The 24,459-nt window shown below is 71.1% G+C and carries 25 protein-coding genes and 2 tRNA genes; 14 read left to right on the forward strand and 13 right to left on the reverse strand.

Annotation, left to right across the window (positions count from 1 at the left end):
• Nucleotides 1-38: 38 nt before the first annotated feature.
• The 4 genes from ACIRVK_RS15155 to ACIRVK_RS15170 all read right to left on the reverse strand — a co-directional run bounded on the left by ACIRVK_RS15155 (nucleotide 39) and on the right by ACIRVK_RS15170 (nucleotide 3,343).
• Nucleotides 39-719 carry an ATP-dependent Clp protease proteolytic subunit gene (locus tag ACIRVK_RS15155; protein ID WP_133040990.1) on the reverse strand — a complete coding sequence of 227 codons (681 nt, stop codon included), beginning with the start codon at nucleotides 717-719 and terminating at the stop codon, nucleotides 39-41.
• A gap of 50 nt (nucleotides 720-769) precedes the next feature.
• On the reverse strand, nucleotides 770-1,381 hold the full coding sequence (locus tag ACIRVK_RS15160) for an ATP-dependent Clp protease proteolytic subunit (protein WP_404247122.1): 612 nt from the start codon (nucleotides 1,379-1,381) through the stop codon (nucleotides 770-772).
• Between the two features lie 253 nt (nucleotides 1,382-1,634).
• Complete coding sequence (tig, locus tag ACIRVK_RS15165) at nucleotides 1,635-3,056, reverse strand: trigger factor (RefSeq protein ID WP_404246958.1); 1,422 nt, start codon at nucleotides 3,054-3,056, stop codon at nucleotides 1,635-1,637.
• Nucleotides 3,057-3,266: 210 nt separating this feature from the next.
• Nucleotides 3,267-3,343 (reverse strand) — tRNA-Pro (locus ACIRVK_RS15170).
• A 164-nt stretch (nucleotides 3,344-3,507) separates the two neighbouring features.
• On the opposite strand from ACIRVK_RS15170, the gene ACIRVK_RS15175 reads away from it, so the two are divergent.
• Nucleotides 3,508-3,578: transfer RNA gene (locus ACIRVK_RS15175), tRNA-Gly, on the forward strand.
• Between the two features lie 86 nt (nucleotides 3,579-3,664).
• On the opposite strand, the gene ACIRVK_RS15180 is transcribed toward ACIRVK_RS15175, so the two are convergent.
• The gene (locus ACIRVK_RS15180) at nucleotides 3,665-3,859 is read right to left on the reverse strand and encodes a hypothetical protein (RefSeq protein WP_404246960.1); all 195 of its coding nucleotides are present in this window, start codon (nucleotides 3,857-3,859) and stop codon (nucleotides 3,665-3,667) included.
• A 476-nt stretch (nucleotides 3,860-4,335) separates the two neighbouring features.
• Between ACIRVK_RS15180 and ACIRVK_RS15185 the strand changes: the two genes are divergently transcribed.
• Nucleotides 4,336-5,466 (forward strand): acyltransferase family protein, encoded by a 1,131-nt coding sequence (locus ACIRVK_RS15185; RefSeq protein WP_404246962.1) that lies wholly within the window; start codon nucleotides 4,336-4,338, stop codon nucleotides 5,464-5,466.
• A gap of 10 nt (nucleotides 5,467-5,476) precedes the next feature.
• Here ACIRVK_RS15185 and ACIRVK_RS15190 read toward each other — a convergent pair whose 3' ends face one another.
• Nucleotides 5,477-5,938 (reverse strand): HD domain-containing protein, encoded by a 462-nt coding sequence (locus ACIRVK_RS15190; RefSeq protein ID WP_404246964.1) that lies wholly within the window; start codon nucleotides 5,936-5,938, stop codon nucleotides 5,477-5,479.
• Between the two features lie 20 nt (nucleotides 5,939-5,958).
• On the reverse strand, nucleotides 5,959-7,140 hold the full coding sequence (locus ACIRVK_RS15195) for a PP2C family protein-serine/threonine phosphatase (RefSeq protein ID WP_404246966.1): 1,182 nt from the start codon (nucleotides 7,138-7,140) through the stop codon (nucleotides 5,959-5,961).
• A gap of 188 nt (nucleotides 7,141-7,328) precedes the next feature.
• Between ACIRVK_RS15195 and ACIRVK_RS15200 the strand changes: the two genes are divergently transcribed.
• Complete coding sequence (locus ACIRVK_RS15200; protein WP_404246968.1) at nucleotides 7,329-8,558, forward strand: GNAT family N-acetyltransferase; 1,230 nt, start codon at nucleotides 7,329-7,331, stop codon at nucleotides 8,556-8,558.
• Nucleotides 8,559-8,574: 16 nt separating this feature from the next.
• Here ACIRVK_RS15200 and ACIRVK_RS15205 read toward each other — a convergent pair whose 3' ends face one another.
• Nucleotides 8,575-9,384, reverse strand: coding sequence for an Fpg/Nei family DNA glycosylase (locus tag ACIRVK_RS15205; RefSeq protein WP_404246970.1), 810 nt, complete (start codon nucleotides 9,382-9,384; stop codon nucleotides 8,575-8,577).
• Nucleotides 9,385-9,418: 34 nt separating this feature from the next.
• Nucleotides 9,419-9,907: a ribose-5-phosphate isomerase gene (locus ACIRVK_RS15210; protein WP_404246972.1), complete on the reverse strand. Its 489-nt coding sequence runs from the start codon at nucleotides 9,905-9,907 to the stop codon at nucleotides 9,419-9,421.
• 215 nt (nucleotides 9,908-10,122) lie between these two features.
• Here ACIRVK_RS15210 and ACIRVK_RS15215 point away from each other — a divergent pair, with 215 nt between their 5' ends.
• Together ACIRVK_RS15215 and ACIRVK_RS15220 are read left to right on the forward strand one after the other, a co-directional pair.
• Nucleotides 10,123-11,532 (forward strand): amino acid permease, encoded by a 1,410-nt coding sequence (locus tag ACIRVK_RS15215; RefSeq protein ID WP_404246974.1) that lies wholly within the window; start codon nucleotides 10,123-10,125, stop codon nucleotides 11,530-11,532.
• Nucleotides 11,533-11,644: 112 nt separating this feature from the next.
• On the forward strand, nucleotides 11,645-12,028 hold the full coding sequence (locus ACIRVK_RS15220; protein WP_404246976.1) for an FAD-binding oxidoreductase: 384 nt from the start codon (nucleotides 11,645-11,647) through the stop codon (nucleotides 12,026-12,028).
• A gap of 15 nt (nucleotides 12,029-12,043) precedes the next feature.
• Here the strand turns inward: ACIRVK_RS15220 and ACIRVK_RS15225 are convergent, their stop codons facing one another.
• Complete coding sequence (locus ACIRVK_RS15225) at nucleotides 12,044-12,349, reverse strand: hypothetical protein (protein ID WP_404246978.1); 306 nt, start codon at nucleotides 12,347-12,349, stop codon at nucleotides 12,044-12,046.
• Between the two features lie 253 nt (nucleotides 12,350-12,602).
• Between ACIRVK_RS15225 and ACIRVK_RS15230 the strand changes: the two genes are divergently transcribed.
• A complete protein-coding gene (locus ACIRVK_RS15230; protein WP_404246980.1) occupies nucleotides 12,603-12,788 on the forward strand; it encodes a BBE domain-containing protein in 186 nt (61 codons plus the stop codon).
• Here ACIRVK_RS15230 and ACIRVK_RS15235 read toward each other — a convergent pair.
• Nucleotides 12,778-13,353, reverse strand: a complete 576-nt coding sequence (locus ACIRVK_RS15235) for a biotin transporter BioY (protein WP_404246982.1) — start codon at nucleotides 13,351-13,353, stop codon at nucleotides 12,778-12,780. The two genes, ACIRVK_RS15230 and ACIRVK_RS15235, sit on opposite strands and share 11 nt — an antisense overlap.
• A 438-nt stretch (nucleotides 13,354-13,791) precedes the next feature.
• Between ACIRVK_RS15235 and ACIRVK_RS15240 the strand changes: the two genes are divergently transcribed.
• From ACIRVK_RS15240 to ACIRVK_RS15265, 6 genes are all read left to right on the forward strand, one after another.
• On the forward strand, nucleotides 13,792-14,979 hold the full coding sequence (locus ACIRVK_RS15240; RefSeq protein ID WP_404246984.1) for an ROK family protein: 1,188 nt from the start codon (nucleotides 13,792-13,794) through the stop codon (nucleotides 14,977-14,979).
• 226 nt (nucleotides 14,980-15,205) lie between these two features.
• A complete protein-coding gene (locus tag ACIRVK_RS15245; protein WP_404246986.1) occupies nucleotides 15,206-16,276 on the forward strand; it encodes an ABC transporter substrate-binding protein in 1,071 nt (356 codons plus the stop codon).
• 5 nt (nucleotides 16,277-16,281) lie between these two features.
• Nucleotides 16,282-17,124, forward strand: a complete 843-nt coding sequence (locus ACIRVK_RS15250) for an ABC transporter permease (protein WP_404246988.1) — start codon at nucleotides 16,282-16,284, stop codon at nucleotides 17,122-17,124.
• On the forward strand, nucleotides 17,100-17,834 hold the full coding sequence (locus ACIRVK_RS15255) for an ABC transporter ATP-binding protein (protein ID WP_404246990.1): 735 nt from the start codon (nucleotides 17,100-17,102) through the stop codon (nucleotides 17,832-17,834). The genes ACIRVK_RS15250 and ACIRVK_RS15255 overlap by 25 nt, the downstream gene beginning before the upstream one ends.
• 31 nt (nucleotides 17,835-17,865) lie before the next feature.
• Complete coding sequence (locus ACIRVK_RS15260; protein ID WP_404246992.1) at nucleotides 17,866-19,200, forward strand: LLM class flavin-dependent oxidoreductase; 1,335 nt, start codon at nucleotides 17,866-17,868, stop codon at nucleotides 19,198-19,200.
• A gap of 12 nt (nucleotides 19,201-19,212) precedes the next feature.
• The gene (locus tag ACIRVK_RS15265; RefSeq protein ID WP_404246994.1) at nucleotides 19,213-20,106 is read left to right on the forward strand and encodes a TauD/TfdA dioxygenase family protein; all 894 of its coding nucleotides are present in this window, start codon (nucleotides 19,213-19,215) and stop codon (nucleotides 20,104-20,106) included.
• 60 nt (nucleotides 20,107-20,166) lie between these two features.
• Here the strand turns inward: ACIRVK_RS15265 and ACIRVK_RS15270 are convergent, their stop codons facing one another.
• Nucleotides 20,167-20,790, reverse strand: coding sequence for a histidine phosphatase family protein (locus tag ACIRVK_RS15270; protein ID WP_404246996.1), 624 nt, complete (start codon nucleotides 20,788-20,790; stop codon nucleotides 20,167-20,169).
• A complete protein-coding gene (locus tag ACIRVK_RS15275; RefSeq protein ID WP_404246998.1) occupies nucleotides 20,787-22,337 on the reverse strand; it encodes an FGGY-family carbohydrate kinase in 1,551 nt (516 codons plus the stop codon). The genes ACIRVK_RS15270 and ACIRVK_RS15275 overlap by 4 nt, the downstream gene beginning before the upstream one ends.
• A gap of 150 nt (nucleotides 22,338-22,487) precedes the next feature.
• Here ACIRVK_RS15275 and ACIRVK_RS15280 point away from each other — a divergent pair, with 150 nt between their 5' ends.
• Both ACIRVK_RS15280 and ACIRVK_RS15285 read left to right on the forward strand, forming a co-directional pair.
• Nucleotides 22,488-23,309: a DeoR/GlpR family DNA-binding transcription regulator gene (locus ACIRVK_RS15280; protein WP_404247000.1), complete on the forward strand. Its 822-nt coding sequence runs from the start codon at nucleotides 22,488-22,490 to the stop codon at nucleotides 23,307-23,309.
• Nucleotides 23,309-24,331, forward strand: coding sequence for a 2-hydroxyacid dehydrogenase (locus tag ACIRVK_RS15285; RefSeq protein WP_404247002.1), 1,023 nt, complete (start codon nucleotides 23,309-23,311; stop codon nucleotides 24,329-24,331). Before ACIRVK_RS15280 ends, ACIRVK_RS15285 begins: the two co-directional genes overlap by 1 nt.
• The last annotated feature ends 128 nt before the right edge of the window (nucleotides 24,332-24,459 follow it).

Here is a 24,459-nt window from a genome sequence, read left to right on the forward strand (position 1 = left end):
AACCGTGCCAAGGGGCGGCAGACATTACAGCCTTCTCGCTACCGCACGGCCGCGTTGTTCATCTTCCGGGTGGAGATGATCTGGTCGATCAGGCCGTACGACAGGGCGTCCTCGGCCGTGAGGATCTTGTCGCGCTCGATGTCCTCGCGGATCTTCTCGATCGGCGTGGTCGAGTGCTTGGCCAGCATCTCCTCCAGCTGCGAACGCATCCGGAGGATCTCGTTGGCGGCGATCTCCAGGTCGGAGACCTGACCGCGGCCGGTCTCGCTGTAGGGCTGGTGGATCAGCACGCGCGCGTTGGGCAGTGCCATGCGCTTGCCCGGCGAACCGGCGGCGAGCAGGACGGCGGCGGCGGAGGCCGCCTGGCCCATGCAGACCGTCTGGATGTCGGGCTTCACGAACTGCATCGTGTCGTAGATCGCGGTCAGCGCCGTGAAGGAGCCGCCGGGGCTGTTGATGTAGACCGAGATGTCCCGGTCGGGGTCCATCGACTCCAGGCACAGCAGCTGCGCCATGACGTCGTTGGCGGAGGCGTCGTCGATCTGCACGCCGAGGAAGATCACCCGCTCCTCGAAGAGCTTCGCGTACGGGTCGTACTCGCGGATGCCCTGCGAGGTGCGCTCGACGAAGCGCGGGATGACGTAGCGGGACTCGGCTGCGGGACCCGTGTACTCGGCGCGTGTGCGGTCGTACAGGCCGCTGCCGGGGAAGTCGTTCACTGTCTGTCTCCTAGGGGCTGTGGCGGTCGGCTGGGGGCTGTCCTGGGGCCTCAGGCCCCGGTGGTGCCGCCGCCGCCCGGGATACCGGCAGCCGTGGTGATGACGTCGTCGATGAGGCCGTACTCCTTGGCCTCCTGCGGGTCGAACCAGCGGTCGCGGTCCGAGTCGCGGGTGACCTGCTCGACGGTCTGGCCGGTGTGCTGGGCCGTGAGCTCGGCCATGCGCCTCTTGGTGTGCAGCAGCCGCTCGGCGTGGATCTTGATGTCCGAGGCCGAACCGGCCAGACCGGCGGAGGGCTGGTGGATCAGGATCTCGGCGTTCGGGAGGGCGAACCGCTTGCCCGGGGTGCCCGCGCTGAGCAGGAACTGGCCCATGGAGGCGGCGAGGCCCATGGCGATCGTCATCACGTCGTTCTTGATGAACTGCATGGTGTCGTAGATCGCCATGCCGGCCGTGATCGAGCCGCCCGGGCTGTTGATGTAGAGGTTGATGTCCTTGTCGGGGTCGGCCGCGGCAAGGAGCAGCAACTGTGCGGTGATCTTGTTCGCGATGTCGTCGTCGACCGGCTGGCCGAGGAAGATGATCCGCTCGTTGAGCAGCCGGTTGTAGACCTGGTCGCCGAGGCCACCACCGATGGAAGGCTCGCCGGCGGCGGAGGGCATCAGATTCGTCACGTATCCACCTGCTCGTCTTACGACGGCGCCGGGCCGTCTCACGTGTACTGCCGGGGGCAACGGGACTCCCCTGCCCTCGTACTCATGGACCCTAACGCGCTGGTCCCTCCGGGGAATCCCGGTAACGGGGGTGTTCGCCGGGGGCGTAGCGGCGGGCGGCTGCCCGCCGGACACGGGGAAGGGCCCGGGGAACGCGTCCCCGGACCCTTCCGCGCGATGTTCTCGAGGTGCCGTGGGCAGGTCAGCCCTCGGTCTTCTCCTCGGCCTCGGCGGCCTTCTCCGCGGCCTCGGCCGGGGCGGCGTCCGCGTCCTCGGCGGCGGCCTCGACGGTCTCGGCCGTCTCGTCCTCCTCCTCGTCGTCCAGGTCGACGATCTCACCGTTGGTGTCCTTGACCGTGGCGGCCTCGACGACGACCGCGAGGGCCTTGCCGCGGGCGACCTCGCCGACGAGGAGGGGCACCTGGCCGCCCTCGACGACGGCCTGGGCGAACTGGTCGGGGGACATGCCGGAGGAGGCGGCGCGGCGCATGAGGTGCTCGGTGAGCTCCTCCTGGTTGACGTTCAGCTTCTCCTGCTTGACCAGCTCGTCGAGGACGAACTGGGTCTTGATGCCCTTGACCGCGGCCTCACGGGTCTCGGTCTCGAACTCCTCGGCGGTCTTGCCCTGGATCTCCAGGTACTTGTCGAGGGTGAGGCCCATCTGGCCGAGCTGGTGGTGCTCGAGGTTGTGCTTGCGGGTGTTGATCTCGTCCTCGAGCAGCTTCTCGGGGACGGGCACCTCGACGAGCTCGAGCAGCTTCTCCAGGACGCGCTCCTGGGCCTGCGTGGCCTGGTCGTACTGCTTCATGTTCTCCAGGCGCTTGCGGCTGTCCGCCTTCAGCTCCTCGAGGGTGTCGAACTCGGAGGCGAGCTGCGCGAACTCGTCGTCCAGCTCGGGCAGTTCGCGCGCGGCGACCTGGGTGACCTTGACGGTGACCTCGGCCTCCTTGCCGGCCGCGGACCCGCCCTTGAGCTCGGAGGTGAAGGTGGCCTCACCACCGGCCTGAAGGCCCTTCACGGCGTCGTCGATGCCGTCGAGCAGCTCACCGGAGCCGATGGTGTAGGAGACGCCGCTGGCGACGCCGTCCTCGAGGACCTCGCCGTCGACCTTGGCCTCCAGGTCGATGGTGACCACGTCGCCGTCCTCGGCGGCGCGCTCGACCGGGGAGGTGGAGGCGAAGCGCTCGCGGAGCTGCTCGACCGACTTCTCGATGTCCTCGTCGGTGACCTCGACGGCGTCGACCTCGACCTCGATGCCGGAGTAGTCCGGGATCTCCAGGGCCGGGCGGACGTCGACCTCGGCGGTGAAGTTCAGCGTCTCGCCGTCCTTCAGCTCCGTGATGTCGACCTCGGGCTGGCCGAGGACGTCGATCTCCGCCTCGTTGACCGCCTCGGTGTAGAACTTCGGGAGCGCGTCGTTGACCGCCTCCTCCAGGACCGCACCGCGGCCGAACCGCTGGTCGATGACGCGGGCAGGGATCTTGCCCTTGCGGAAGCCCTTCACCGTGACCTGCTGGTTGATCTTCTTGTACGCCGCGTCGAGGCTGTCCTTGAGCTCCTCGAAGGGCACCTCGACAGTGAGCCGAACCCGGGTCGGGTTCAGGGTCTCCACGGCGCTCTTCACGGTTCGGTCTCCTTGATGGCTGACTTCTTGGATTCTGCCGGGGCCAGAGCGGCTCCGGCGGATTCGCCGCCCGGAGGACTACTTCGTTTAAGGAGAGACACACGGGCGTGCAGCTTGCATAGTAACGGCAGCGAGGACACGCCCCAAAGGCGATCACGGGACACGCCCACCGGGGGGTGATCGTGCCGGTGGCCGGTGTCGACCGGCTGGTGGTCGGGGTGGCGGGATTTGAACCCACGGCCTTCCGCTCCCAAAGCGGACGCGCTACCAAGCTGCGCCACACCCCGTCTGGTGCGACACGTAGGGTACATGCCCGCAGACAGTGCGGCTGCCGCATTTGCCGAGCGGAGCGCCCGGAAGGCACCGCGTGGCGACGGGGTGTGCAGCGAGGCGGGCCGACCCGCTACGATGCCTTCAGTGCCGCGGTCGTCCGACCAGCGGCGCGCGCTGTGCGGGCGTAGCTCAATGGTAGAGCCTCAGTCTTCCAAACTGATTACGCGGGTTCGATTCCCGTCGCCCGCTCTGTACGGCTCGGGGCCGGACCGGAGATCCTCCGGTCCGGCCCCGGCGCGTTGCGCCGCCCGGTCGCGCCGGCCGCCTGCCGGCGGTCAGAACTTGATCTGGTTGATGGTGTCCGCGATCGAGTTGAGGAACCGGTTGATCGACGGGGCCATGCCGGTCGACGCGAGGAAGAAGCCGAACAGGATCGCGACGATGGCGGGCCCCGCCTTGATGGAGCCTCCCCGGATCAACACCACCAGGATGATTGCCAACAGCAGCACCACAGACAGTGAAATGGCCACAACTGATCACACCCTCGGTCGGTCCGCTCTCCCGGCCCGGGGGTGCCCGGCCCGCACACCCCCGCCAGAACCATCGTGCCACCAACCGGGCCCGCGTATGCGGCGGGTGGGACATCGTCGGTCACACTGTGCGCGAGCTTTGCCCCGCCCATGGGTTCCGGACCGGCCGGGCGGACCCGACTCGGGCCTCCCGCACGGTATTTCGGGGGTGCACCCGCCGACGTGATTCCCCGAGGTCGTTTCCATGCCCACACAACGTGTGCGCAGGTGACGGGAATGGGCGGCACGGCACGGCAACGCGGGGAGGTATTCGGCCGGTTTGTCGTGAACAATCGGGACTAACCGGTGCATGTGGGCAGCGGGCGGTGATGTCGACTTCGTAATTCACCTGCATTTGAAGGCCCTATGTCGGGCGTTATGCGGGAATGCCGTCGACGGTTTTACGAATACCCGCGGGCGCGGCTAGGGTTCCGCAGATGTTCGACGCCGCCCCGCCCTCCGGTCACCTCAGAACTCCGCCGCCCCCGGCCCGGCCGCCGGCATCCGTCCGGCGTGACGCGTTCTTCGACAACGCCAAGTACCTGGCGATCGTGCTGGTGGCCATGGGGCACTCCTGGGAGCCACTGAAGGGCGACAGCCGCGTCCTGGAGGCCGCTTACACCGTCGTGTACGCCTTCCACATGCCGGCGTTCATCATCATCTCCGGCTACTTCTCCCGGAGCTTCGACATGCGCCCCGACCGGCTGCGCCGGCTGGTCACCGGGGTGGCGGTGCCGTACGTCCTCTTCGAGACGGCCTACTCGCTCTTCAAGCGCTACGGCGACCACGACCCGGGTATGCCGATCAGTCTGCTGGACCCCTGGTACCTGACCTGGTTCCTGGTCGCGCTGTTCGTGTGGCGGCTGACCACCCCGCTGTGGAAGGCGGTCCGTTGGCCGCTGCCCCTCGCCCTCGTGATCGCCATGCTGGCGACCGTCTCGCCTCAGATCGGCGACGACCTGGACCTGCAGCGCGTGCTGCAGTTCCTGCCGTACTTCGTGCTGGGCCTGTGCCTGCGGCCGGAGCACTTCCGCAGGGTGCGCACCCGCGCGGTGCGGGTGCTGTCGGTGCCCGTGTTCGCTCTCGCGCTGCTGGTCGGCTGGTGGGCGGTGCCGCGCATGGACACCGCGTGGTTCTACCACCGCGACTCCGCGCAGGAACTGGGGGCGCCCTGGTGGTCAGGGCCGCTCATGGTGCTCGCCCTGATGGGTTGTTCGCTGCTGCTGACGGCCTGCTTCTTCTCCTGGGTGCCGGGCCGCAGGACGTGGTTCACGGCGCTCGGCGCGGGCACGCTGTACGGCTACCTGCTGCACGGCTTCGTGGTGAAGGCCGGTGACTTCTACGGCTGGTTCGACCACAGGTGGCTGCACGGGCCGCTCGGCGAGGTCTTCGTGACGCTGGTCGCGGGCGCCGTCGTCACGCTGCTGTGCACCAGTCCGGTGCGGCGGGTCTTCCGGTTCGCGATGGAGCCGGAGATGAAGTGGGCGTTCAGGCCCGAGGCGTCCGGGTCCGCCGAGTCGGGGCAGGACCGCGAGAAGGCCGGGGAGCGCCAACTGGCCGACGCGTAAGCGCGGTCGGCTACTCGGCGAGGCCCAGAAGGGCGCGCATTCGGGCGTACTTCTCGGTCAGGCGGGTGCGGGTGGCCGCGTCGTCGAGGCGGGCCAGTCGCGCCGGGTCGGCGTTGTGCGCCAGGTCCGCCTCCTTGACCAGCAGCGCGCCCTCGGTGGCGAGGATCCGCCCGGCGTACTCCTCGGGGCCCTCCCCCGCGCGCTTGGTGACCGCGAGCACGATGTCCTTCGTGCGGCGGCTCAACGGCGCCCCGTCCAGCCACCGTTCGGTCAGCGCGTCGTCCTCCACGGCGTCGTGCAGCCAGGCGGCGGCGATCTGCTCCTCGTCGCCGCCACGCGCGCGTACCCCTTCGGCGACGGCGCGCAGATGCTCGGCGTACGGCCGTCCCGCCTTGTCGGTCTGCCCCTGGTGGGCGGCACGGGCGACGGCCTCCACCTCGGCCAGGGTGAGTCTTCCGGTCGTCTCGGTCACCCGTCCAGTGTGCCCGTGAGTCAGACGAGCCTCGCGGCCGCGGTCGGGCCCTCGCGACAGATCAGCAGCAGGGCGCGGTCGTCGTTGACGTCCTTCGCCACCGCCTCGATGAGGTGCCAGGCGGCGCCGTGGAAACCGCCGGCCACATACCGGTCGGCCTCCCCGGTCAGGCGGTCGATGCCCTCGACTATGTCGCGGTCGGAGGTCTCGACGAGGCCGTCTGTGAACAGCATCAACACGTCGCCGGGGCGCAGCGAGCCCTTAACGGGGTCGAATTGGGCGCCGTCGTACACACCGAGCAGCGGGCCCTCGGCGGCCTTCTCCTCCCAGCGGCCGCTGCCCGCGCTGAGCTGGAGGCCCGGCGGATGGCCGGCCGAGTAGAGCTCGTAGTCGCCGGAGTCGAGGTCGAGGACCAGGTGGATGGAGGTCGCGAAGCCCTCGTCCCAGTCCTGGCGCAGGAGGTAGCCGTTCGCGGCGGGAAGGAAGGCGTGCGGGGGCAGTGAGCCGAGCAGGCCGCCGAACGCGCCCGACAGCAGCAGGGCGCGCGAGCCGGCGTCCATGCCCTTGCCGGAGACGTCCGTCAGCACGACCTCCAGGGTGCGGCCGCCGTTGGTGCGGGCCGCCACCACGAAGTCGCCGGAGAAGGACTGGCCGCCGGCCGGCCGCAGGGCCATCTCCCGGTGCCAACCGTCCGGGAGCGTCGGCAGCTTGCTCTGCACGCGGATGCGCTCGCGCAGGTCGAACAGCATGGTGCCGCCGCGTCGCCAGGGCACGCCGACGCGGCTGCGGAACTGGGCGACGAGCAGTCCGAAGAACCCGCAGGCGGCGACCACGAGCACCACGCCCGGGGTGACCCGGGACGGCCCCTCGGTGTAGGGGCCGAGCCGCACCGACTCCACGATCAGCGCGGTGGCCGCGGCCGCGTACAGGCCGAGCAGGCTGGCGGGGCGCAGCAGCAGTCCGCCCGCGACGATCGGGATGACCAGGGCGGCGGGCGAGCACCACACGGAGTTCATGAGCGTGACGCTCGCGATCACCGGGACGGTGAGCAGCAGTCCGGCCAGCGCGACCCAGTCCGAGCCGTCCCCGCGGAAGTAGTCCACGGCGCTTCGGCGCAGGCCGGTGCGGACCCGGTGCCACTGCATCTTCCACCGGGCCGGGAACGTCTCGGCCGCCGCGCGCCGCTCTCGTCCTGCTGCCATTAGTTCGGGACCTTATCCGTCGGACCCGTCAGTTGGCACAGGAGGTACGACTTGTCCCCCATCCGAGGTTCAACTTCACAGGTACCGTTGAGGCCGCGAACGCCCCGTTTTGTACGGGACCTTACCGGGATCTGAGTGCCGCGGAAACTCCCTCGCCCGTTCCCGGGGTGCCCTGATAGGCATGGTGCATGGGTACTGACTTGCGGGCGCTGGTGCCGGACGCCTGGGACGAGTGGTACGACAACCTGCTCCGCGCCTTCGGCGGGGTTCCGGAGTCGGCCGAGGAGCGGACGCTGTGGCGCGAGCTGACGGAGGTGGAGCGCTCGATCGGCGCCTGGGACGGTGACGTGTGCGTGGGCACGGCGAGCGCGTTCCGGTTCCGGCTGACCGTGCCCGGCGGGGCCGCGGTGCCCGCCGCCGGCGTGACCATGGTCGGCGTGGCCGCAACGCACCGGCGGCGCGGGGTGCTGACGTCCATGATGCGGCGGCAGTTGGACGACGTACGGTCCTGGGGCGAGCCGCTGGCCGTGCTGACGGCCTCGGAACCCGCGATCTACGGGCGGTTCGGCTACGGGATCGGGACGTATCACGTCAACGCCGAGATCGACACGACCCGGGTGCGGCTGTCCGTGCCGCCCGGCACGGATGACGTACGGCTGCGGTACGCCGAGCCCGTCGACGCGCTCGACGCCTGTGAGGACGTCTACGCCCGACTGGTGGCCCGGCGGCCGGGGATGGTGGCGCGGAACCCGGGCTGGGAGCGGCAGCGGTTGCTGGATCCACAGAGCGGGCGGGACGGCGCGTCGCCGTTGCAGTGCGTGCTCGCGGAGCGGGACGGGCAGGTCGTCGGGTACGCGCGGTTCCGGGTCAGGGCGGACTGGGAGCCCGCGGGCCCTAGGGGCACGGTGGTCACGCAGGACGTGGACGCACTGGACCCGGCGGCGCACGCCGCGCTGTGGCGGTTCCTGTTCGACATCGACCTGACCTCGCGGATCCACGCCCGGGGCCGACCGCTGGACGAGCCGTGGCAGCACCTGGTGTCCGACGTCCGGCGCTGCTCGCTGCTCGTGCGGGACTCGCTGCACGTGCGGCTGGTGGACGTGGGGGCGGCGCTGGAGGCGCGGACCTACCAGACGCCGGTGGACGTGGTGTTGGCGGTCGAGGACGCCTTCTGCCCCTGGAACAGCGGCCGTTGGCGGCTGTCCGGCGACCCCAAGGGCGCGTCCTGCGCGCGCACCGAGGACCCCGCCGATCTCGCGCTGACGGTACGGGAGTTGGGCTCGGCCTACCTCGGCGGTGTGACCCTGGACGCGCTCGCCGCGGCCGGCCGGGTACGGGAGCTGAGGCGGGGCGCGCTCGCGGAGGCGTCCCTGGCCTTCGGCTCCACGACGGCCCCGTGGCTGCCGTACGGGTTCTAGTACCGGGGCCGGCGGGTCAGGCCGGCTGGCAGGTGGGGCACCAGAAGAGGTTGCGGGCGGCGAGGTCGGCGGTGCGGATCCCGTCGCCGCAGATGTGGCAGGGCAGGGGGGCGCGCCGGTAGACGTACACCTCGCCGCCGTGGTCGTCCACGCGCGGGGGGCGGCCCATCGCCTCGGGGGTGTGCTCGGGGCGGACGGTGTCGATGCGGTTCTCGCGCACGCCCTCACGCATCAGCTCGACCAGGTCGGCCCAGATCAGCTCCCACTCGCCGGCCGTTATGTCCCGGCCCGCGCGGTAGGGGTCGATGCCGTGCCGGAAGAGGACCTCGGCGCGGTAGACGTTGCCGACGCCGGCGATCACCTTCTGGTCCATGAGCAGCGCGGCGATCGTCGTGCGGCTGCGGGAGATCCGCCGGTACGCGGCCTCGGGGTCGGCGTCGGCCCGGAGCGGGTCGGGGCCGAGGCGGGCGTGGACCGCCCGCTTCTCGTCGTCGGTGACGAGCGCGCAGGTGGTCGGGCCGCGCAGGTCGACGTAGGCGCTGTCGTTCGCGAGGCGCAGCCGGACCGTGTCGGTGGGCGGCGGGGCGGGGGCGTCCCCGAAGCCGACCTTGCCGAACAGGCCCAGGTGGATGTGGACCCAGTCGGTGTCGCGGAAGCCGAGGAAGAGGTGCTTGCCGTGGGCCTCGGTCCGGGTGAGTTCGGCGCCGTCGAGCAGCGCGGCGGCGTCGGAGAACTTCCCCTGGGGGCTGGTCACCCGCGGTGCCGTGCCGGCGAAACGGGCGGCGTAGTCCGACGCCAGCCGGTGGATCGTGTGCCCCTCTGGCACGGTGCGTGGTCCTTTCCAGCCCCCGGGGCGGGGCTCAGTCCTGCTGCGGGTGGTGCGCGGGGATCGGGGGCAGGTCGCCCGTGGTCTCGTAGTCGGTGAGCATGTCGATGCGGCGCTGATGGCGCTCGTCACCGGAGAACGGGGTGTTCAGGAAGGTCTCGACGAACTTCGTCGCCTCCTCCTGGGTGTGCATGCGCGCGCCCACCGCCATCACGTTGGCGTTGTTGTGCTGACGGCCCAGCGAGGCGGTCTCCTCGCTCCAGGCGAGCGCGGCGCGCACGCCCTTCACCTTGTTCGCCGCGATCTGCTCGCCGTTGCCGGAGCCGCCGATCACGATGGCGAGGGCGTCGGGGTCCGCGGCGGCCTTCTCGGCGGCACGGAGGCAGAAGGGCGGGTAGTCGTCCTGGGCGTCGTAGAGGTGCGGGCCGCAGTCGACGGGGTCGTGGCCGGCCGACTCCAGCCACTCGACGAGGTGGTTCTTGAGTTCGAAGCCGGCATGGTCGGAGCCGAGATACACGCGCATGACTTCGAGTGTGACATGGCTGTTTCCGGGCAGCAGCTCCGGGTGGCGAACTGGAGAAATACCAGCCAGACCATGGAACCTCAAAGAAACCTCAAGTAACAATCTGGATTCAGAGGTTCACCAATCCTTTTGCCTCCGATTCACTGGACCGATTCGTACGTCGCTCCTCCGGCGCGGTACGGAAGTCCCCACACCCGGCGCAAAGGAACTCCCCCATGACTGGTCTCCAGGCCGGACTCAAGAACCGACATCTGTCGATGATCGCCATCGGCGGTGTCATCGGAGCGGGCCTGTTCGTCGGCTCCAGCTCCGGCATCGCGACGGCCGGACCCGGCATCCTGCTGTCGTACGCCCTCGTCGGTACGCTGGTCGTCCTCGTCATGCGGATGCTCGGCGAGATGTCCGCCGCCAACCCGACCTCCGGCTCCTTCTCGGCCCATGCCGACCGGGCGCTCGGCCGCTGGGCCGGGTTCTCCATCGGCTGGCTGTACTGGTTCTTCTGGGTCGTGGTGCTCGCGGTGGAGGCCACCGCCGGCGCGAAGATCCTTCAGGGCTGGATCCCGGCCGTCCCGCAGTGGGGCTGGGCGCTCATCGTGATGGTGGTGCTGACCGCCACCAACCTCGTCTCGGTCGGCTCCTACGGCGAGTTCGAGTTCTGGTTCGCGGGGATCAAGGTCGTCGCGATCGGCGCGTTCATCGTGGTCGGCGCGCTCGCGGTGTTCGGCGTGCTGCCGGGGGTCCACAGCGACAAGGCCGGCCTGGGCAACCTGACCGGCCACGGCGGTTTCCTCCCGCACGGACCCGGCGCGATCCTCACCGGCGTCCTGCTGGTCGTCTTCTCCTTCATGGGCAGCGAGATCGCCACGCTGGCGGCCGGCGAGTCGGAGAACCCGCAGCGGGCGGTCACGAAGTCGACGAACAGCATCATCTGGCGCATCGCGGTCTTCTACCTGGGCTCGATCTTCGTCGTCGTCGCCCTGCTCCCCTGGAACGACCCGTCGATCAAGGAGAAGGGCTCCTACGTCGCCGCCCTGGACTCCCTCGGTATCGCGCACGCCGGTCAGATCATGAACTTCATCGTGCTGACGTCGGTGCTGTCCTGTCTCAACTCGGGCCTGTACACGGCCTCCCGGATGGCCTTCTCGCTGGGCGAGCGGGGTGACGCACCGAGGGCCTTCGCCCGGACGACGTCCCGTGGTGTGCCGATGGCCGCGATCGTCGCGTCGGTCGTCTTCGGTTTCGTCGCCGTGTTCTTCAACTACCGCTTCCCGGACTCGGTGTTCCTCTTCCTGGTCAACTCCAGTGGCGCCGTCGCCCTGTTCGTCTGGCTGGTGATCTGCTTCTCGCAGCTCAGGATGCGGCGGATCATCCAGGCGGAGGCGCCGGAGAAGCTCGTCGTGAAGATGTGGCTGTACCCGTATCTGACCTGGGCCACGGCCGCGTTGATCGTGTTCGTGCTCGGCTACATGCTCACGGACACCGAGCACGACGGCCGGGAGACCGTGCTGCTGTCGCTGCTGGTGGCGGCGGTCGTCCTGGTGGTCGCGGTGGTGAAGGAGCGGGTGCGCGGCGGCCGGGCGGCCGTCGCCTCGGCACAGGTGCCGGACAAGGTCGAGGCGGGATGATCCCAGCGGTGCCGTCCGCGTGACGAGGGGCCTCGTGGTGTGTCCACGGGGCCCTTCGCTTCCACGGAAAAGCTGACGGTGGTTGTCAGGTTGTGCGGGCACGATGCGTGCCATGACCTTCGTCCACGACACCGCAGACCTGACCGTCCGCCGCCCCGGCGACCCCGGCTACCAGGAGGAACTCGCCGGATTCCAGACCGGGTTCGGCCGGCGCCCCGCCGTGGTCTTCGCCGCGCGGTCCGCCGCAGACGTGATCGCCGTCGTGCGGTACGCGGCGGAGCGGAACCTGCCGATCGGCGTCCAGGCCACCGGGCACGGCCTGCCCGGCGCCTCCGAAGGAGGCGTCCTGGTCACGACGAAGCGGATGGACCGGGTGACCGTCGACGCCGAGGCCCGCACCGCACGCGTCCAGGCCGGCGTCCGCCGGGGCCAGGTCGTCGCCGCCGCCGAACCGTACGGGCTCGCGCCGCGGATGGGGGCACCTCCCACGCTTTAGGCCAAGGCCATGAAGTTATGGGCTGATGGGCGGTGTCAACAGGATGTCGATGCTGACGGTGGCCTTGTAGGTGTGTCGGTCGACGCGCAGGCTCTTGTAGGCACAGCGGGACATTGGTCGCTTCACGGCGCGGGGACCGAGGCGCAGTCGGCGGGCGGGCATGAGGTTGTTGAGGACTGCCCGGCCGATGGCGCCCACGAGGTCGATGGCGTGCGGGTCGCCCACACGGGGGCCGGCGGTGAGCGGATCACCGCGCCGCTCAGGGAGTTCGGGCCGGTGATCGGCGACTCGCTGCGTCAGATGCCGTACGCCGAGAGCCACACCATCCACAGTGATCCCGACTTCCCAGACGCCTACTACGGGGACAGCGTGGTGCTGAGCGAGCTGGACGCCTATCGGGCCGGTGAGGTGCTCGCGCGGACCGGGCCGGACGCCGGTGGGCCCATGTGTGTCGTGCAGGTCAACCATCTGGGCGGTGCCCTCGCGCGGCCCGCGCCCAACTCGGTGTCGTTCCGCGAAGGGCGGTTCCTGGTACGGCTGCTGGCCGTCGGGGGACCGGGAGGAGGCGCGTGCAGTGCTGGATCCGGCGTTCGCGCTGCTCGCGCCGGACACTCTGGGCCGGGCGGTCAACTTCGCCTTCGGGGCCGGCGACCGGACGGAGGGGTTGTACGACGAGGGGACGCGCAAGAGGCTCGCCGGGCTGAAGGCGCACTACGACCCGGCGAACCTCTTCCGCGGGAACGACGGCGTCAGCGCCTGACGAGCTTCCAGGCGGCCGGCATGACGCCCATCGCCAGGGCCGCCTTCAGGGCGTCGCCGATCAGGAACGGGGTGAGGCCGGCCGCGATCGCCGCCGTGGGGGACATGTCGGCCGCGTAGGCGAGGTACGGGACGCCGATCGCGTAGATGATCGCCTCGCCCAGCAGCATCGTGCCCGCCATGCGCACCACCGAGCGGTCGGCGCCGCGGCGGGCCAGGGCGCCCACCACGGTGGCGGCGAGCAGCATGCCCAGGACGTAGCCGAAGGAGACGGAGACACCGGAGGAGCCGCCGGCGAACCACGGCACGCCGGCGAGTCCGGCCAGCGCGTACAGGGCGAGCGCGGCCAGGCCGCGCCTCGCGCCGAGCGTCGTGCCGACCAGCAGCGCGGCGAAGGTCTGGCCGGTGACCGGCACCGGGGAGTGCGGGACGGGGACCGAGATCTGGGCCGCGAGGCCGGTGAGCGCGGCGCCGCCGAGCACCAGCGCCACGTCCCTCACGCGGGACGCGGGCAGGAGGTCGGCGAGGACCTCGCGGGGGCGGGCGGTGGCGACAGCGGTGCTCATGGGGACTCCGCGGGTGACGGGGACATGCTGGGACACGGTGACGTTAACCCAGGCCGGTGGCGGCGATCACCGTCAGCGCTCGACAAAGGGGGCGGCGGGAGCTTGGTGGGCTCCGGACAAAGGGTGCTGGTTACACCCGGTTCGACGTGACAACGGTCACTGAGGCCGGGACGTTTCGCTCACCTGACGGACGGGAGCGCGGACTGTCCGGTTCCGCCAAACGAACCCTAGTGGTCTGGTCGGATTCACCTTTTCTCCCCTACCCTTCGGGACATGGTCGCCCAGTCCCGGTACTTCACGTCGCGTCGCTATGTCGACCTGCGACGCCAGGGCACCGCGACCTGTAGCCGCGCACGAGTCATCAGCAGCGGCTGAGGCGGGTTGCGGCGCGCCTCGGTCCCCGAGACGTGTCGGCTCCCTTCCCGAGGACGTTTTCCCATGCCCCGTACCGCCTCACCCCCTCTCGCCTCCCCCACCCCCTCCTCCCGGCGCCGGACGAGCGCGAGCGTCGTCCTGCGGTCCGTGCTGGAGCACGGGCCGGTGGCGCGCTCCACCATCGCCCGGCTGACCGGGCTGTCACCGGCGTCAGTGACGGACTACTGCGCCCGGTTCGCCGAACTCGGCCTGATCCGCGAGGCGTCCGCGCCCCGCCGCTCGAACGGCGTGGGGCGCCCGCACGTTCCCGTCGACCTGGACGACTCGCGTTTCGTGGTCGGCGGGGTGCACGTGGCCGTGCGGTACACCACCGTGGCGCTGCTCGATCTGCGCGGCCGGGTGGTGGCCCGGCGCGAGGTGAAGCACGAGCGGACCGATCCGGGATGGGTGCTGGCACGGGCCGCCGAGGGGCTGGGCGCGTTGCTGGCCGGGGCCCCGCGCTGCCGGCCGCTGGGCGTGGGTGTGGCCGTCGGCGGCTGGGTGGACCGGGAGTCCGGGACCGTCGTCGAGCATCCGCTGCTCGGCTGGCGCGAGGTCGCGGTGCGGGAGGTGCTCGGCGAGCGAACCGGGCTGCCGGTCCACGTGGACGGGCACGCGCGGGCCCTGGTCAACGGTGAGCGGCTGTTCGGGCGCGCGAAGGACAGCGGGAGCGTGCTGCACCTGTTCGTGGGCAACGTGGTCGACGCGGCGTTCGCCACCCACGACGAGGTGCACCACGGGCCGCGTTCGCAGGCGGGCGCGATCGCCCATTTGCCGGTGCCGGGCGGCACGGAGCACTGCGCGTGCGGGCGGATCGGCTGCCTGCAGGCGGAGTTGAGCGAGCAGACGATGGTGCGGCGGGCGCGGGCGGCCGGTGTCGTGGAGGGCGTGAACCCCCTGCACGTGGTCACGGCGGCGGCCGCGGGCGACCGGGAGGCCGTGCGACTGCTGGTGGAGCGGGCCCGGGCCGTCGGGCGGGCCTCGCGGCTGCTGCTGGACGTGCTGAACCCGGAGACGGTCGTGGTGACCGAGGTGGGGATCATCCACCGGCAGGACTGCCTCGACGCGCTGCGGGAAGGGGTCGGCGCCGAACGCGCCGCGTCCGTGCTGCCGACGAGTTTCCCCGATTCCGTGCTCGCGGTGGCAGGCGGCTCGGTGGCGCTCGACGTGCTCTACCGGGATCCGCTGGCGGCCTCACCTCGGCCTATTTAATTCAGAAACTCCGAATGTTGACAGGGGGCGTTCATGGCCGGGAACATCCTGGTCATGAGCCTGTTCGTGAGCTGTCGCACCCTTTGTTGCTGACACGTCGCCGCGTGTGAAGCGCTCATTCCCCCCTGCGTGAATTCTGTGTGAAACCCCTTCCCGGGCCGTGTTCCGGCCGGAATTCCGCGCGTCCTCTTTCCTTCCTTCCTTTCCGACCTCACGGAGTTTCGCCATGCCTTCCTCGCCTGTCCCGGGTGTCGACCGACGGCTCTTCCTCACCTCCCTGCTCGGTGCCGCCGCCGGGGTCGCCGGGCTCAGCGGCTGCGCGAACGGCAGCGCGTCCGCCGACACCGGCAAGGCCGCCCTGTCCGCCCCGCTCGCCGACAAGGTCCCGGCGGGCACCAGCCTGAAGATCGCCTCGTACCAGAACACCGAACAACTCCAGTTCAAACTGGCCAAGTTCGGCGCGCTGCCGTTCACGGTGTCGAACTGGCTGAACATCGGCGCCGGGCCGGATGTCATCAACGCCTTCCGCGCGAAATCCCTCGACGTCGCCAACAACGCCGGCATTCCGCCGATCCAGGCCCATTACCAGGGCTTCGACGCGAAGATCGTCGCGATCGACATCACCCGCAAGCCGAACTACCTCTTCGCCACCAAGCCAGGCAGCGACATCCACTCGGTCGCCGACTTCAAGGGCAAGAAGCTCGCCTTCTCGCAGGGGCAGGCCCAAGGTGTGGTCCTGCTGCGGGCGTTGAAGCAGGCGGCCCTCGAGTACGGCGACGTGAAGCTGGTCCCGCTGACCAGCAACCAGTTCCTCACCGCCCTGCAGTCCGGCCAGGTGGACATCGCCCCGCTCGCCAACAGCCAGGCGCCCGCCTATCTGCAGCAGTACGCGTCCAAGGGCGCCCGCGTCATCACCACCGACGTCGTCGACCTGCTCAACCTGCTCTGGGCGCCGACCTCCGTGCTGAGCGACCCCGCCAAGGCCGCCGCCGTCGCCGCGTACATCCCGTACTGGGCCAAGGGCCAGGTGTGGACGTACGAGAACCCCGCCGTCTGGAACGAGGAGTTCTACGTCAAAACGCAGAACCTGACCGCCGCGCAGGCCAAGTCCATCTCCGACCTCGCCAACAAGCCTCTGTTCCCGCCGACTTGGGACGAGGCCGTCAAGTGGGAGCAGGAGACCGCGGATCTGCTGGCGGAGGGCGGCTTCGTGAAGAAGTTCGACGTGTCCTCGCTCTTCGACCACCGCTTCGAGCCCATCGCCGCCAAGGCCGTACCGGCGGAATACCGGAGGTGACCGCAGTGACCACCACGACCACCGCCGTCCCGGTGCCGATCCGGGAGGAGACCCCCCGGGTACGGCGCCGGAGGCGCGGCCTCTCCCCCGGCAGGCGCCTGCCGGCCACCCGCCTGATCGGCCCCGCCCTGCTGCTCGCCCTGTGGGCCGTCGCCTCGGCCGCCGGGCGGCTGGACCCCGGCGCGATCCCGGCCCCCTGGACGGTGTTCCGGACGGCCGGGCGCCTCTGGACCGCCGGAACCCTGCCCTCCGACATCGCGACCTCCGTGGAGCGGGCCGCGTACGGCTTCGCGATCGGTCTCGTCGCCGGGGTCGTCCTCGCGCTGGCCTCCGGGCTGAGCCGGGTCGGGGAGGCGCTGATCGACGGGACGGTGAACCTCAACCGGGCGATCCCGACCCTCGGGCTGATCCCGCTGTTCATCCTCTGGCTGGGCATCGGCGAGACCTTCAAGATCGCCATCATCGCCATCGTCGTCTACGTCCCGATCTACCTGAACACGCACGCCGCGCTCTCCGGCATCGACAGCCGGTTCGTCGAACTGGCCGAGGTGCAGGGGCTGTCGAAGCTCCAGTTCATCCGGCAGATCGTGATCCCCGGCGCCCTGCCCGGATTCTTCGTGGGACTCCGGCTCGGGGTGACCGGCTCCTGGCTGGGTCTGGTGGTGCTGGAGCAGATCAACGCCACCAGCGGGCTCGGCTACATGATGTTCCAGGCCCAGAACTACGGCCAGTCCGGCGTGATCCTCGTCGGCCTGCTCGTGTACGGCGCCTTCGGCCTGGTCTCCGACAGCGCGGTCCGTCTCGTCGAACGGAGGGTGCTGTCATGGCGCCGCACACTGAGCAGCTGACCCGGCCCGCCGTCCAACTCCGCGGCCTGACCCGGTCGTTCGACGGGCGAACCGTCCTCGACGGCATCGACCTCGACCTGCCGGCCGGGCAGTTCACGGCCCTGCTGGGGCACAGCGGCTCCGGCAAGAGCACCCTGCTGCGGGCCATCGCCGGGCTGGACCACAACGTCGTCGGGAGCGGCCGGCTCACCGCTCCGGAACGGGTCTCCGTGGTCTTCCAGGACTCGCGGCTGCTGCCCTGGCGGCGGGTGCTGGACAACGTACTCCTCGGGCTCGACGGCAAGGACGCCGGGCAGCGGGGGCGCGAGGCGCTCGCCGAGGTGGGGCTCGCGGGGCGTGAGCGGGCGTGGCCCAACGAGCTGTCCGGCGGCGAGGCCCAGCGGGCGGCGCTCGCGCGGTCGCTGGTGCGGGAGCCCGAACTGCTGCTGGCCGACGAGCCGTTCGGCGCGCTCGACGCGCTCACCCGCATCAAGATGCACGCGCTGCTGCGGGAGCTGTGGAAGCGGCACCGGCCGTCCGTGCTGCTCGTCACCCACGACGTCGACGAGGCGATCGTCCTCGCCGACCGGGTCCTGGTCCTGGAGAAGGGCCGCATCGGCCTCGACCTGACCATCGACCGCCCCCACCCGCGCTCCTACCGCGACCCCCTGCTGGGCGAGTACCGGGAGCGACTGCTCGCGGCGCTGGGCGTCACCGAGGACCACGCATGACCATCACCCTGGGTTTCCCGGAGGACCACCAATGACCCGCCAGCTCCACCTCAACGCCTTCCTCATGAACACCGGGCACCACGAGGCCTCGTGGCGGTTGCCCGAGAGCGATCCGCTCGCGCACGTCGAGCTGGACCACTACGTACGCCTGGCCCGGATCGCCGAGCGCGGCACCTTCGACTCGCTCTTCCTCGCCGACGGTCCACAGCTGTGGAGCAACCTCGCCCAGCGCCCCGCCGGCGCCCTGGAACCCCTCACCCTGCTCACCGCGCTCGCGACGGCCACCGAGCACATCGGGCTCGTCGCCACCGCGTCGACCTCCTACAACTCCCCCTACAACCTGGCCCGCAAGTTCGCCTCGCTGGACATCATCAGCGGCGGCCGGGCCGGCTGGAACATCGTCACCACCGCCGGCGCGGAGGCGGCCCGGAACTTCGGTCTGGAGCACGAGCCCGCGCACGCCGAGCGGTACGCCCGCGCCGCCGAGTTCCTCGACGTCGCGCTGAAGCTCTGGGACAGCTGGGAGGACGACGCGATCGTCGCCGACAAGGCGGCCGGCATCTGGGGCGACGACAGCAAGATCCATCCGCCCCGGCACAAGGGGACGTACTTCCGTGTCGAGGGCGCGCTCAACGTCCCCCGCTCCCCGCAGGGCTACCCGCTGCTCGTGCAGGCGGGGTCCAGCGAGGACGGGAAGACGTTCGCGGCCCGGTACGCGGAGGCCGTGTTCACCGCCCAGCAGACCCTTGAGGACGCGCAGGCCTTCTACGCCGACCTCAAGTCCCGTACGAAGGCGGCCGGCCGGGACCCCGAGCACATCAAGGTGCTGCCCGGGATCGTGCCGGTCATCGGGTCCACCGAGGCCGAGGCTCGGGCCAACGAGCAGTCGCTGGAGGACCACATCGTGCACCGGCACGGCGTGGCCAACCTGGAACGCCTGCTGCAACTGCCCTCCGGGACCCTGGAGTTGGACGCCCAGCTTCCGGCCGAGCTGCCGTCCGAGGACGACATCGAGGGTGCCAAGAGCCGCTACACGCTCGTCGTGGAACTGGCCCGGCGCGACCGGCTCACCGTCCGGCAGCTGATCGGTCGGCTCGGCGGCGGACGCGGTCACCTCACCTTCGCCGGCACGCCCGAGCAGGTCGCCGACCAGATCGAGAGCTGGTTCGCGCGGGGCGCCGCCGACGGCTTCAACATCATGCCGGCCGTCCTGCCCTCCGGCCTCGACGCCTTCGTCGACCACGTCGTCCCGATCCTCCGCGCCCGCGGCCTGCTCCGCACGGAGTACGGCCCCCGCCAGACCCTGCGGGAGCGCTACGGCCTCCCCCGCCCCGCCAACCAGTACCTCGAGCCCGCCCTCGTCTGAAAGGACCCGGCCATGTCCATCGAAGTCCAGAAGGTCACCGCCCACATCGGCGCCCGTGTCTTGGGCGTCGACATCTCCAAGCCGCTCGACGAGGAGACCGCCACCGCGATCCGCGAGGCGCTCAACGCCCACAAGGCGCTCGTCTTCGACGACGTGAACCTCGACGACGAGACCCAGCAGGCCTTCGTCCGCCACCTCGGCGAGGTCACCACCGCCCACCCGACGGTCTCGTCCGTCGACGGCGTCCCCAACGTCCTCCCGGTCGACAGCGAGCGCGGCCGGGCCGCCAACCACTGGCACACCGACGTCACCTTCGTCCTCAACCCGCCGCAGGCCAGCACCCTGCGCTCCATCACGATCCCGCCGTACGGCGGCGAGACCCTGATCGCCAGCTCCGCCGCCGCCTACCGGCAACTGCCGGAGTCGCTGCGGCAGTTGGCGGACACGCTGTGGGCGGAGCACACCAACGACTACGACTACGCCGTACCGGAGGAGGAGCTCGACGAGCGGCAGGCGGCCCAGCGCGCCCAGTTCACGTCCATCAAGTACCGCACGGTCCACCCGGTGGTCCGCGTCCACCCGCTGACCGGTGAACGCGGCCTGTTCATCGGCGGGTTCGCCCAGCGGATCGTCGGCCTGTCCCCGGGCGAGTCCCGCAAGATCCTCGACCTGCTCCAGGCCTACGTGACCCGGCCGGAGAACATCCTGCGCCACCGCTGGTCGGAGAACCAGCTCGTCCTGTTCGACAACCGCATCACCCAGCACTACGCGGTCGACAACTACGACGGTCTGCCGCGCCGGCTGCACCGGGTGACCGTCGCCGGTGACATCCCGGTCGGCATCGAGGGCAAGGAGAGCTACTCGATCGAGGGCGACGCCTCGCACTACACGTCCGTGGCCGCGTAGTAGTTCCAGACCGGGCCGAATGCGGCACCGAGGTGTCGATCTCCGTCAGCGGACATCCTCCTACGTCCGATCCTGATCGCAGGGGACGTTCAGCGAGATCAGCCCAACGTGATCGAGAGTCAACCGGAGTTCGGTGACGGCGGCGTTCCGCAGCCGCGGGAAGACGCGGCGGTAGTCGCCGAGCGGGATGGACAGCAGGCGGCACAGCACCAGGCGCAGCAGGGTGTTGTGGGCGACGACCAGGACACGCTCGCCCTCGTGCGCGGCGGCGACGCGGCGCAGGGCGGCGGCACCGCGCTCGGCGGCGGCCTTCGGGTCCTCGGCGCCGGGGAAGGGGTGGGCGACGGGGTCGGCGCGGAACGCCTCCACCGCCTCAGGGTTCTCGGCGGCGAACTCGGCGAGCGTTCGGCCCTCCACCACCCCGAAGTCGCATTCGCGCAGGTCGTGTTCGCGGTCCGGGATGATCCCGAGGGCCCGGCAGGCGGGCTCGGCGGTGGCGACCGCGCGGGAGAGGGGCGAGGTCACCACGGCGTCGACGGGGTGCGCGGCGATCCACCGCCCGAGCGCCTCGGCCTGCGCGTACCCGGTCTCGGTGAGGGGCACGTCGCTGATCCCCGCGTACCGGTTCTCGGTGTGCCAGACGGTCTGGCCGTGGCGGGCCAGCAGGAGGGTGGTGGTGCTCATGAGTGCGCAGTATCCCTGGTCAGGCGGGCGTGTGCGTGGGCCGCGACCGGGGGTGGCAGCCAGCCGCGGGCCGTGAGTTCATCGACCAGGCGGGCGTACACCGGCGCGAAGAGGGCCGTGCGTCCCGGGCGGGGTTCCAGGACGGTCCCGATCCGGACCATGCGCTCGGCGACGTCCGCCAGCCCGGTGCCCGCGCCCGTGCCGTAGGCGGCCAGCGCGGCCATGCCGAGGGCCGGTTCGGTCTGCGTCGGCACACGGGCCGGACGGCCCAGGACGTCGACGCGCAACTGGTTCCAGTACGGGCTGCGGGCGCCGCCGCCGGTGAAGGTGAGCGGGCCGCCCAGCGGGGCGCCGAGGTGGTGCAGGTAGTCCAGGCAGAGCCGTTCCGTGAAGGCGACGCCCTGGAGGAGCGCGGCCCACAGGTCGGCGTCGCCGCGCGGCTCGCCCAGCACCAGCGCGGAGGCGCCCGGCGCGCGGAACGGGAACCGCTCGCCGGGCGACACCAGCGGGTACGCCACCGCGCCCGAGGGCTCGTGGGCCGCCGCCCGCGCGTCCATCGTGGCCGGATCCGCTCCCGCGAAGGCGGCCGTGAGGATGCCGGCGCCGACGCCGGAGGCCCCGCCGGGCAGCCAGGTCCCATCCGGGGCACGGTGGTTGTAGACCACGCCGGCGGGATCGTGGACGGGGGTGGCGGAGACGCCCTTGAGGACGAGCGTCGTGCCGAGCACCGAGTTCCAGGAGCCGGGCCTGAGCGTCCCCGACGCGATCTGCGCCGCGCAGCCGTCGGTCATCCCCGCGACGACGGGCGTGCCGGCCGGGATGCCGGTCGCCTCGGCGGCGTCGGCGCGGACCTCGCCGAGCCGGGTGCCGGGGCGCACCGCCTCGGGGAACAGCCCGTCGGGCAGGCCGAGTTCGGCGAAGGCCTGCTGCGGCCAGGTGTCGCGTTCGAGGTCGTAGCCGGTCTTGAGGGCGTGGCTGGAGTCGGTGGGCGGGGGCGTTCCGAGGAGGTGGCCGACGATCACGTCCGGCTGGTGGGCGAGCCGGAAGCGGGGCGGGTGGACGAGGCGGAGGTGGGGGTGGGGCCGGTGGCGGCGGGGCGAGCCGTCACGGAGCGCTGGGCCGCCACCCGCGCCCCCGCCGTACTCCGCCGCCAGCCACAGTGCCTTCGGCAGTGCCCAGGTGTCCTGAACGTCCACCCCGGCCGCGCGGACCCGCGCCGCCTCGCGTGCCGCGCGCCCGTCGTCGTACATCAGCCCGGGGCTCACCGGCCGTCCCGCGGGGTCCGTCAGCAGGACCGTGCCGGAGGTGCCGCACACCGCGAGCCCCCCGATCCGCACGTCCCGCACGCCGCTGAGCGCCTGCCGGGACGCGGCGCACACCGCCCGCCACCAGTCGTCCGGATCCTGCTCGTGCCGCTCCCCCGTCCGCCGTCCGCCGAGCGGTGCCGAGCCGCCGCCGAGGGCCGTGCCGCCCCCGGTGACCAGCAGCACCCGGACGCTCTGCGTGCCCAGGTCGATCCCCAGCCAGGCCTCACGCCCGTCCGCCATCCGAGCCTCCCTGGTATCGCGGTCGCGCCTGTTAACTTCACACCCGTCTTCGATAGTGACCCGGGTTTCTCGCCTGCGCGAGGGATTGACGCGCAACTTCCACCGTTACACCCTCGATTGACGAGCCGACTCGACGGTGATCGGGACACGATGATCAGCAGCGACAGCAGCGGGGGCGGCGCCCACCCGCAGCGGCCCGCCGCCCGCCGGGCCGCCCTGGCCGAGCGGGTCCTGGCCGAGGGCTCGGCGAGCGCGGCACAGCTCGCCGAACACTTCGGAGTGAGCCTGATGACCATCCACCGGGACCTCGACGAGCTCGAACGGCAGGGCGTCGTCAGGAAGTTCAGGGGCGGGGTGACCGCGCAGCCGTCCGGGGTGTTCGAGTCCAACGTGCAGTACCGGCTGAAGACGATGCGCGCCGAGAAGGCGGCCCTCGCCGAGCACGCGCTGCGGCTGATCGAGCCCGGCATGGCGGTCCTGCTGGACGACTCCACCTCCGCCCTGGAGATAGCGCGCGTCCTGCGGCTCGGCGGGATCACCCCGCTGACCGTGGTCACCAACTTCCTGGAGGCCATCAACGTCCTCTCCGACCAGCGGGGCATCCACCTGATGGCCCTGGGCGGCGACTACGACCCCCTGCACTCCTCGTTCCTCGGCGTGTCCTGCGTCGAGGCGGTCCAGTCGCTGCGCGTGGACGTCTGCTTCGCGTCGACGTCGGCGGTGCACGGCGGGTACGCCTACCACCAGGAGCAGCACATCGTGTCGGTGAAGCGGGCGATGCTCGACTCGGCCGCCCGCAACGTCCTGCTGATCGACCACACCAAGCTCGCCCGCACCGCCCTGCACCGGGTCGCCCCGCTCTCCCGCTTCGACCTGCTCCTCGTGGACGACGGGGCGCCGGCCGAGGCGCTGCGGGACCTGGACGAGCACAAGGTCACCTATCAGGTCTGCGCGACGAAGGGCTCCCCGTGATGAGCGATCCCCTGCGGGTGCTGGCGGCCGGCGACCACTTCGTCCTGCCGCCGCTGATCAGAGAGGCGCTCGGCAAGCAAGTCGCCTGCGAGGTCGGCGAGTTGAAACTCGGCTGGCCGCTGGAGCCCTTCGGTCCGGTGGCCGAGGTGACGGAGGCCAGTGACGCCGAGGACGAGCTGATCGAGGCGCTGGCCGGCGTCCCGGTGCTGGTCACCCAGATGGGCCCGGTGACGGAACGGGTCCTGGACGCCTGCCCCGACCTCCGGCTGGTCGTCGTCTGCCGGGGCGGACCGGTGAACGTCAACCTGGACGCGGCGCGGCGCCACGACGTCCGCGTCTGCTACGCCCCGGGCCGCAACGCCGCCGCCACCGCCGAGTTCACCGTGGGCCTGCTCCTGGCTGCCCTGCGCCGCATCCCGCAGGCCCACAACCTGCTCGCGTCACAGGGAAGTTGGGAGGGGGCGACGTACTACACCTACGAGCACAGCGGTCTGGAGCTGGAGGACCTGCCGGTCGGTCTCGTCGGCTACGGCGCGGTGGGCAGCCGGGTGGCCCGGGTGCTGTGCGCCTTCGGTGCGCGGGTGACGGTGTACGACCCCTACGTCCGCGGCGAGATCCACGGCCTGCGCGTCCCCTCGCTCGACGAACTCCTGCGCCGCTCCCGGCTGATCACCCTGCACGCCCGTCTGACACCGGAGACCCGGGGCCTGATCGGGGCCCGCGAACTCGCGCTGCTGCCCAGGGGGGCGGTGGTGGTGAACGTGGCGCGCGGGCCGCTGCTGGACGAGGACGCGCTGTGCGACGCGCTGGCGAGCGGTCAGCTCTCGGCGGCGGCCCTCGACACCTACGCCCGGGAACCGCTGCCGCCCCACTCCCGGCTGCGCGCACTGGCCGACCGGGTCGTGCTGACCCCGCACCTGGGCGGCGCCTCCCGCGCGGTGGCGGAGAAGGCGGCCCGCATCGCAGCGGCGGAGGTGGGGCGCTGGGCACGCGGGGAGCCACTGGCACACGCGCTTACCTGAGTGCCGGTACGCCGGCGCGACCAACGGCAAGAGCCCACCAATTTCAACTGTCCCCACGACACCGGCCGCGGAGAGAGCCGTGGGGGGCGCGCCGGTGTCGAGAGGCCGATCGTGCGGAGGCGCGAAGC

Source organism: Streptomyces sp. NPDC101152 (assembly GCF_044768275.1).
Taxonomy (GTDB): Bacteria; Actinomycetota; Actinomycetes; order Streptomycetales; family Streptomycetaceae; genus Streptomyces.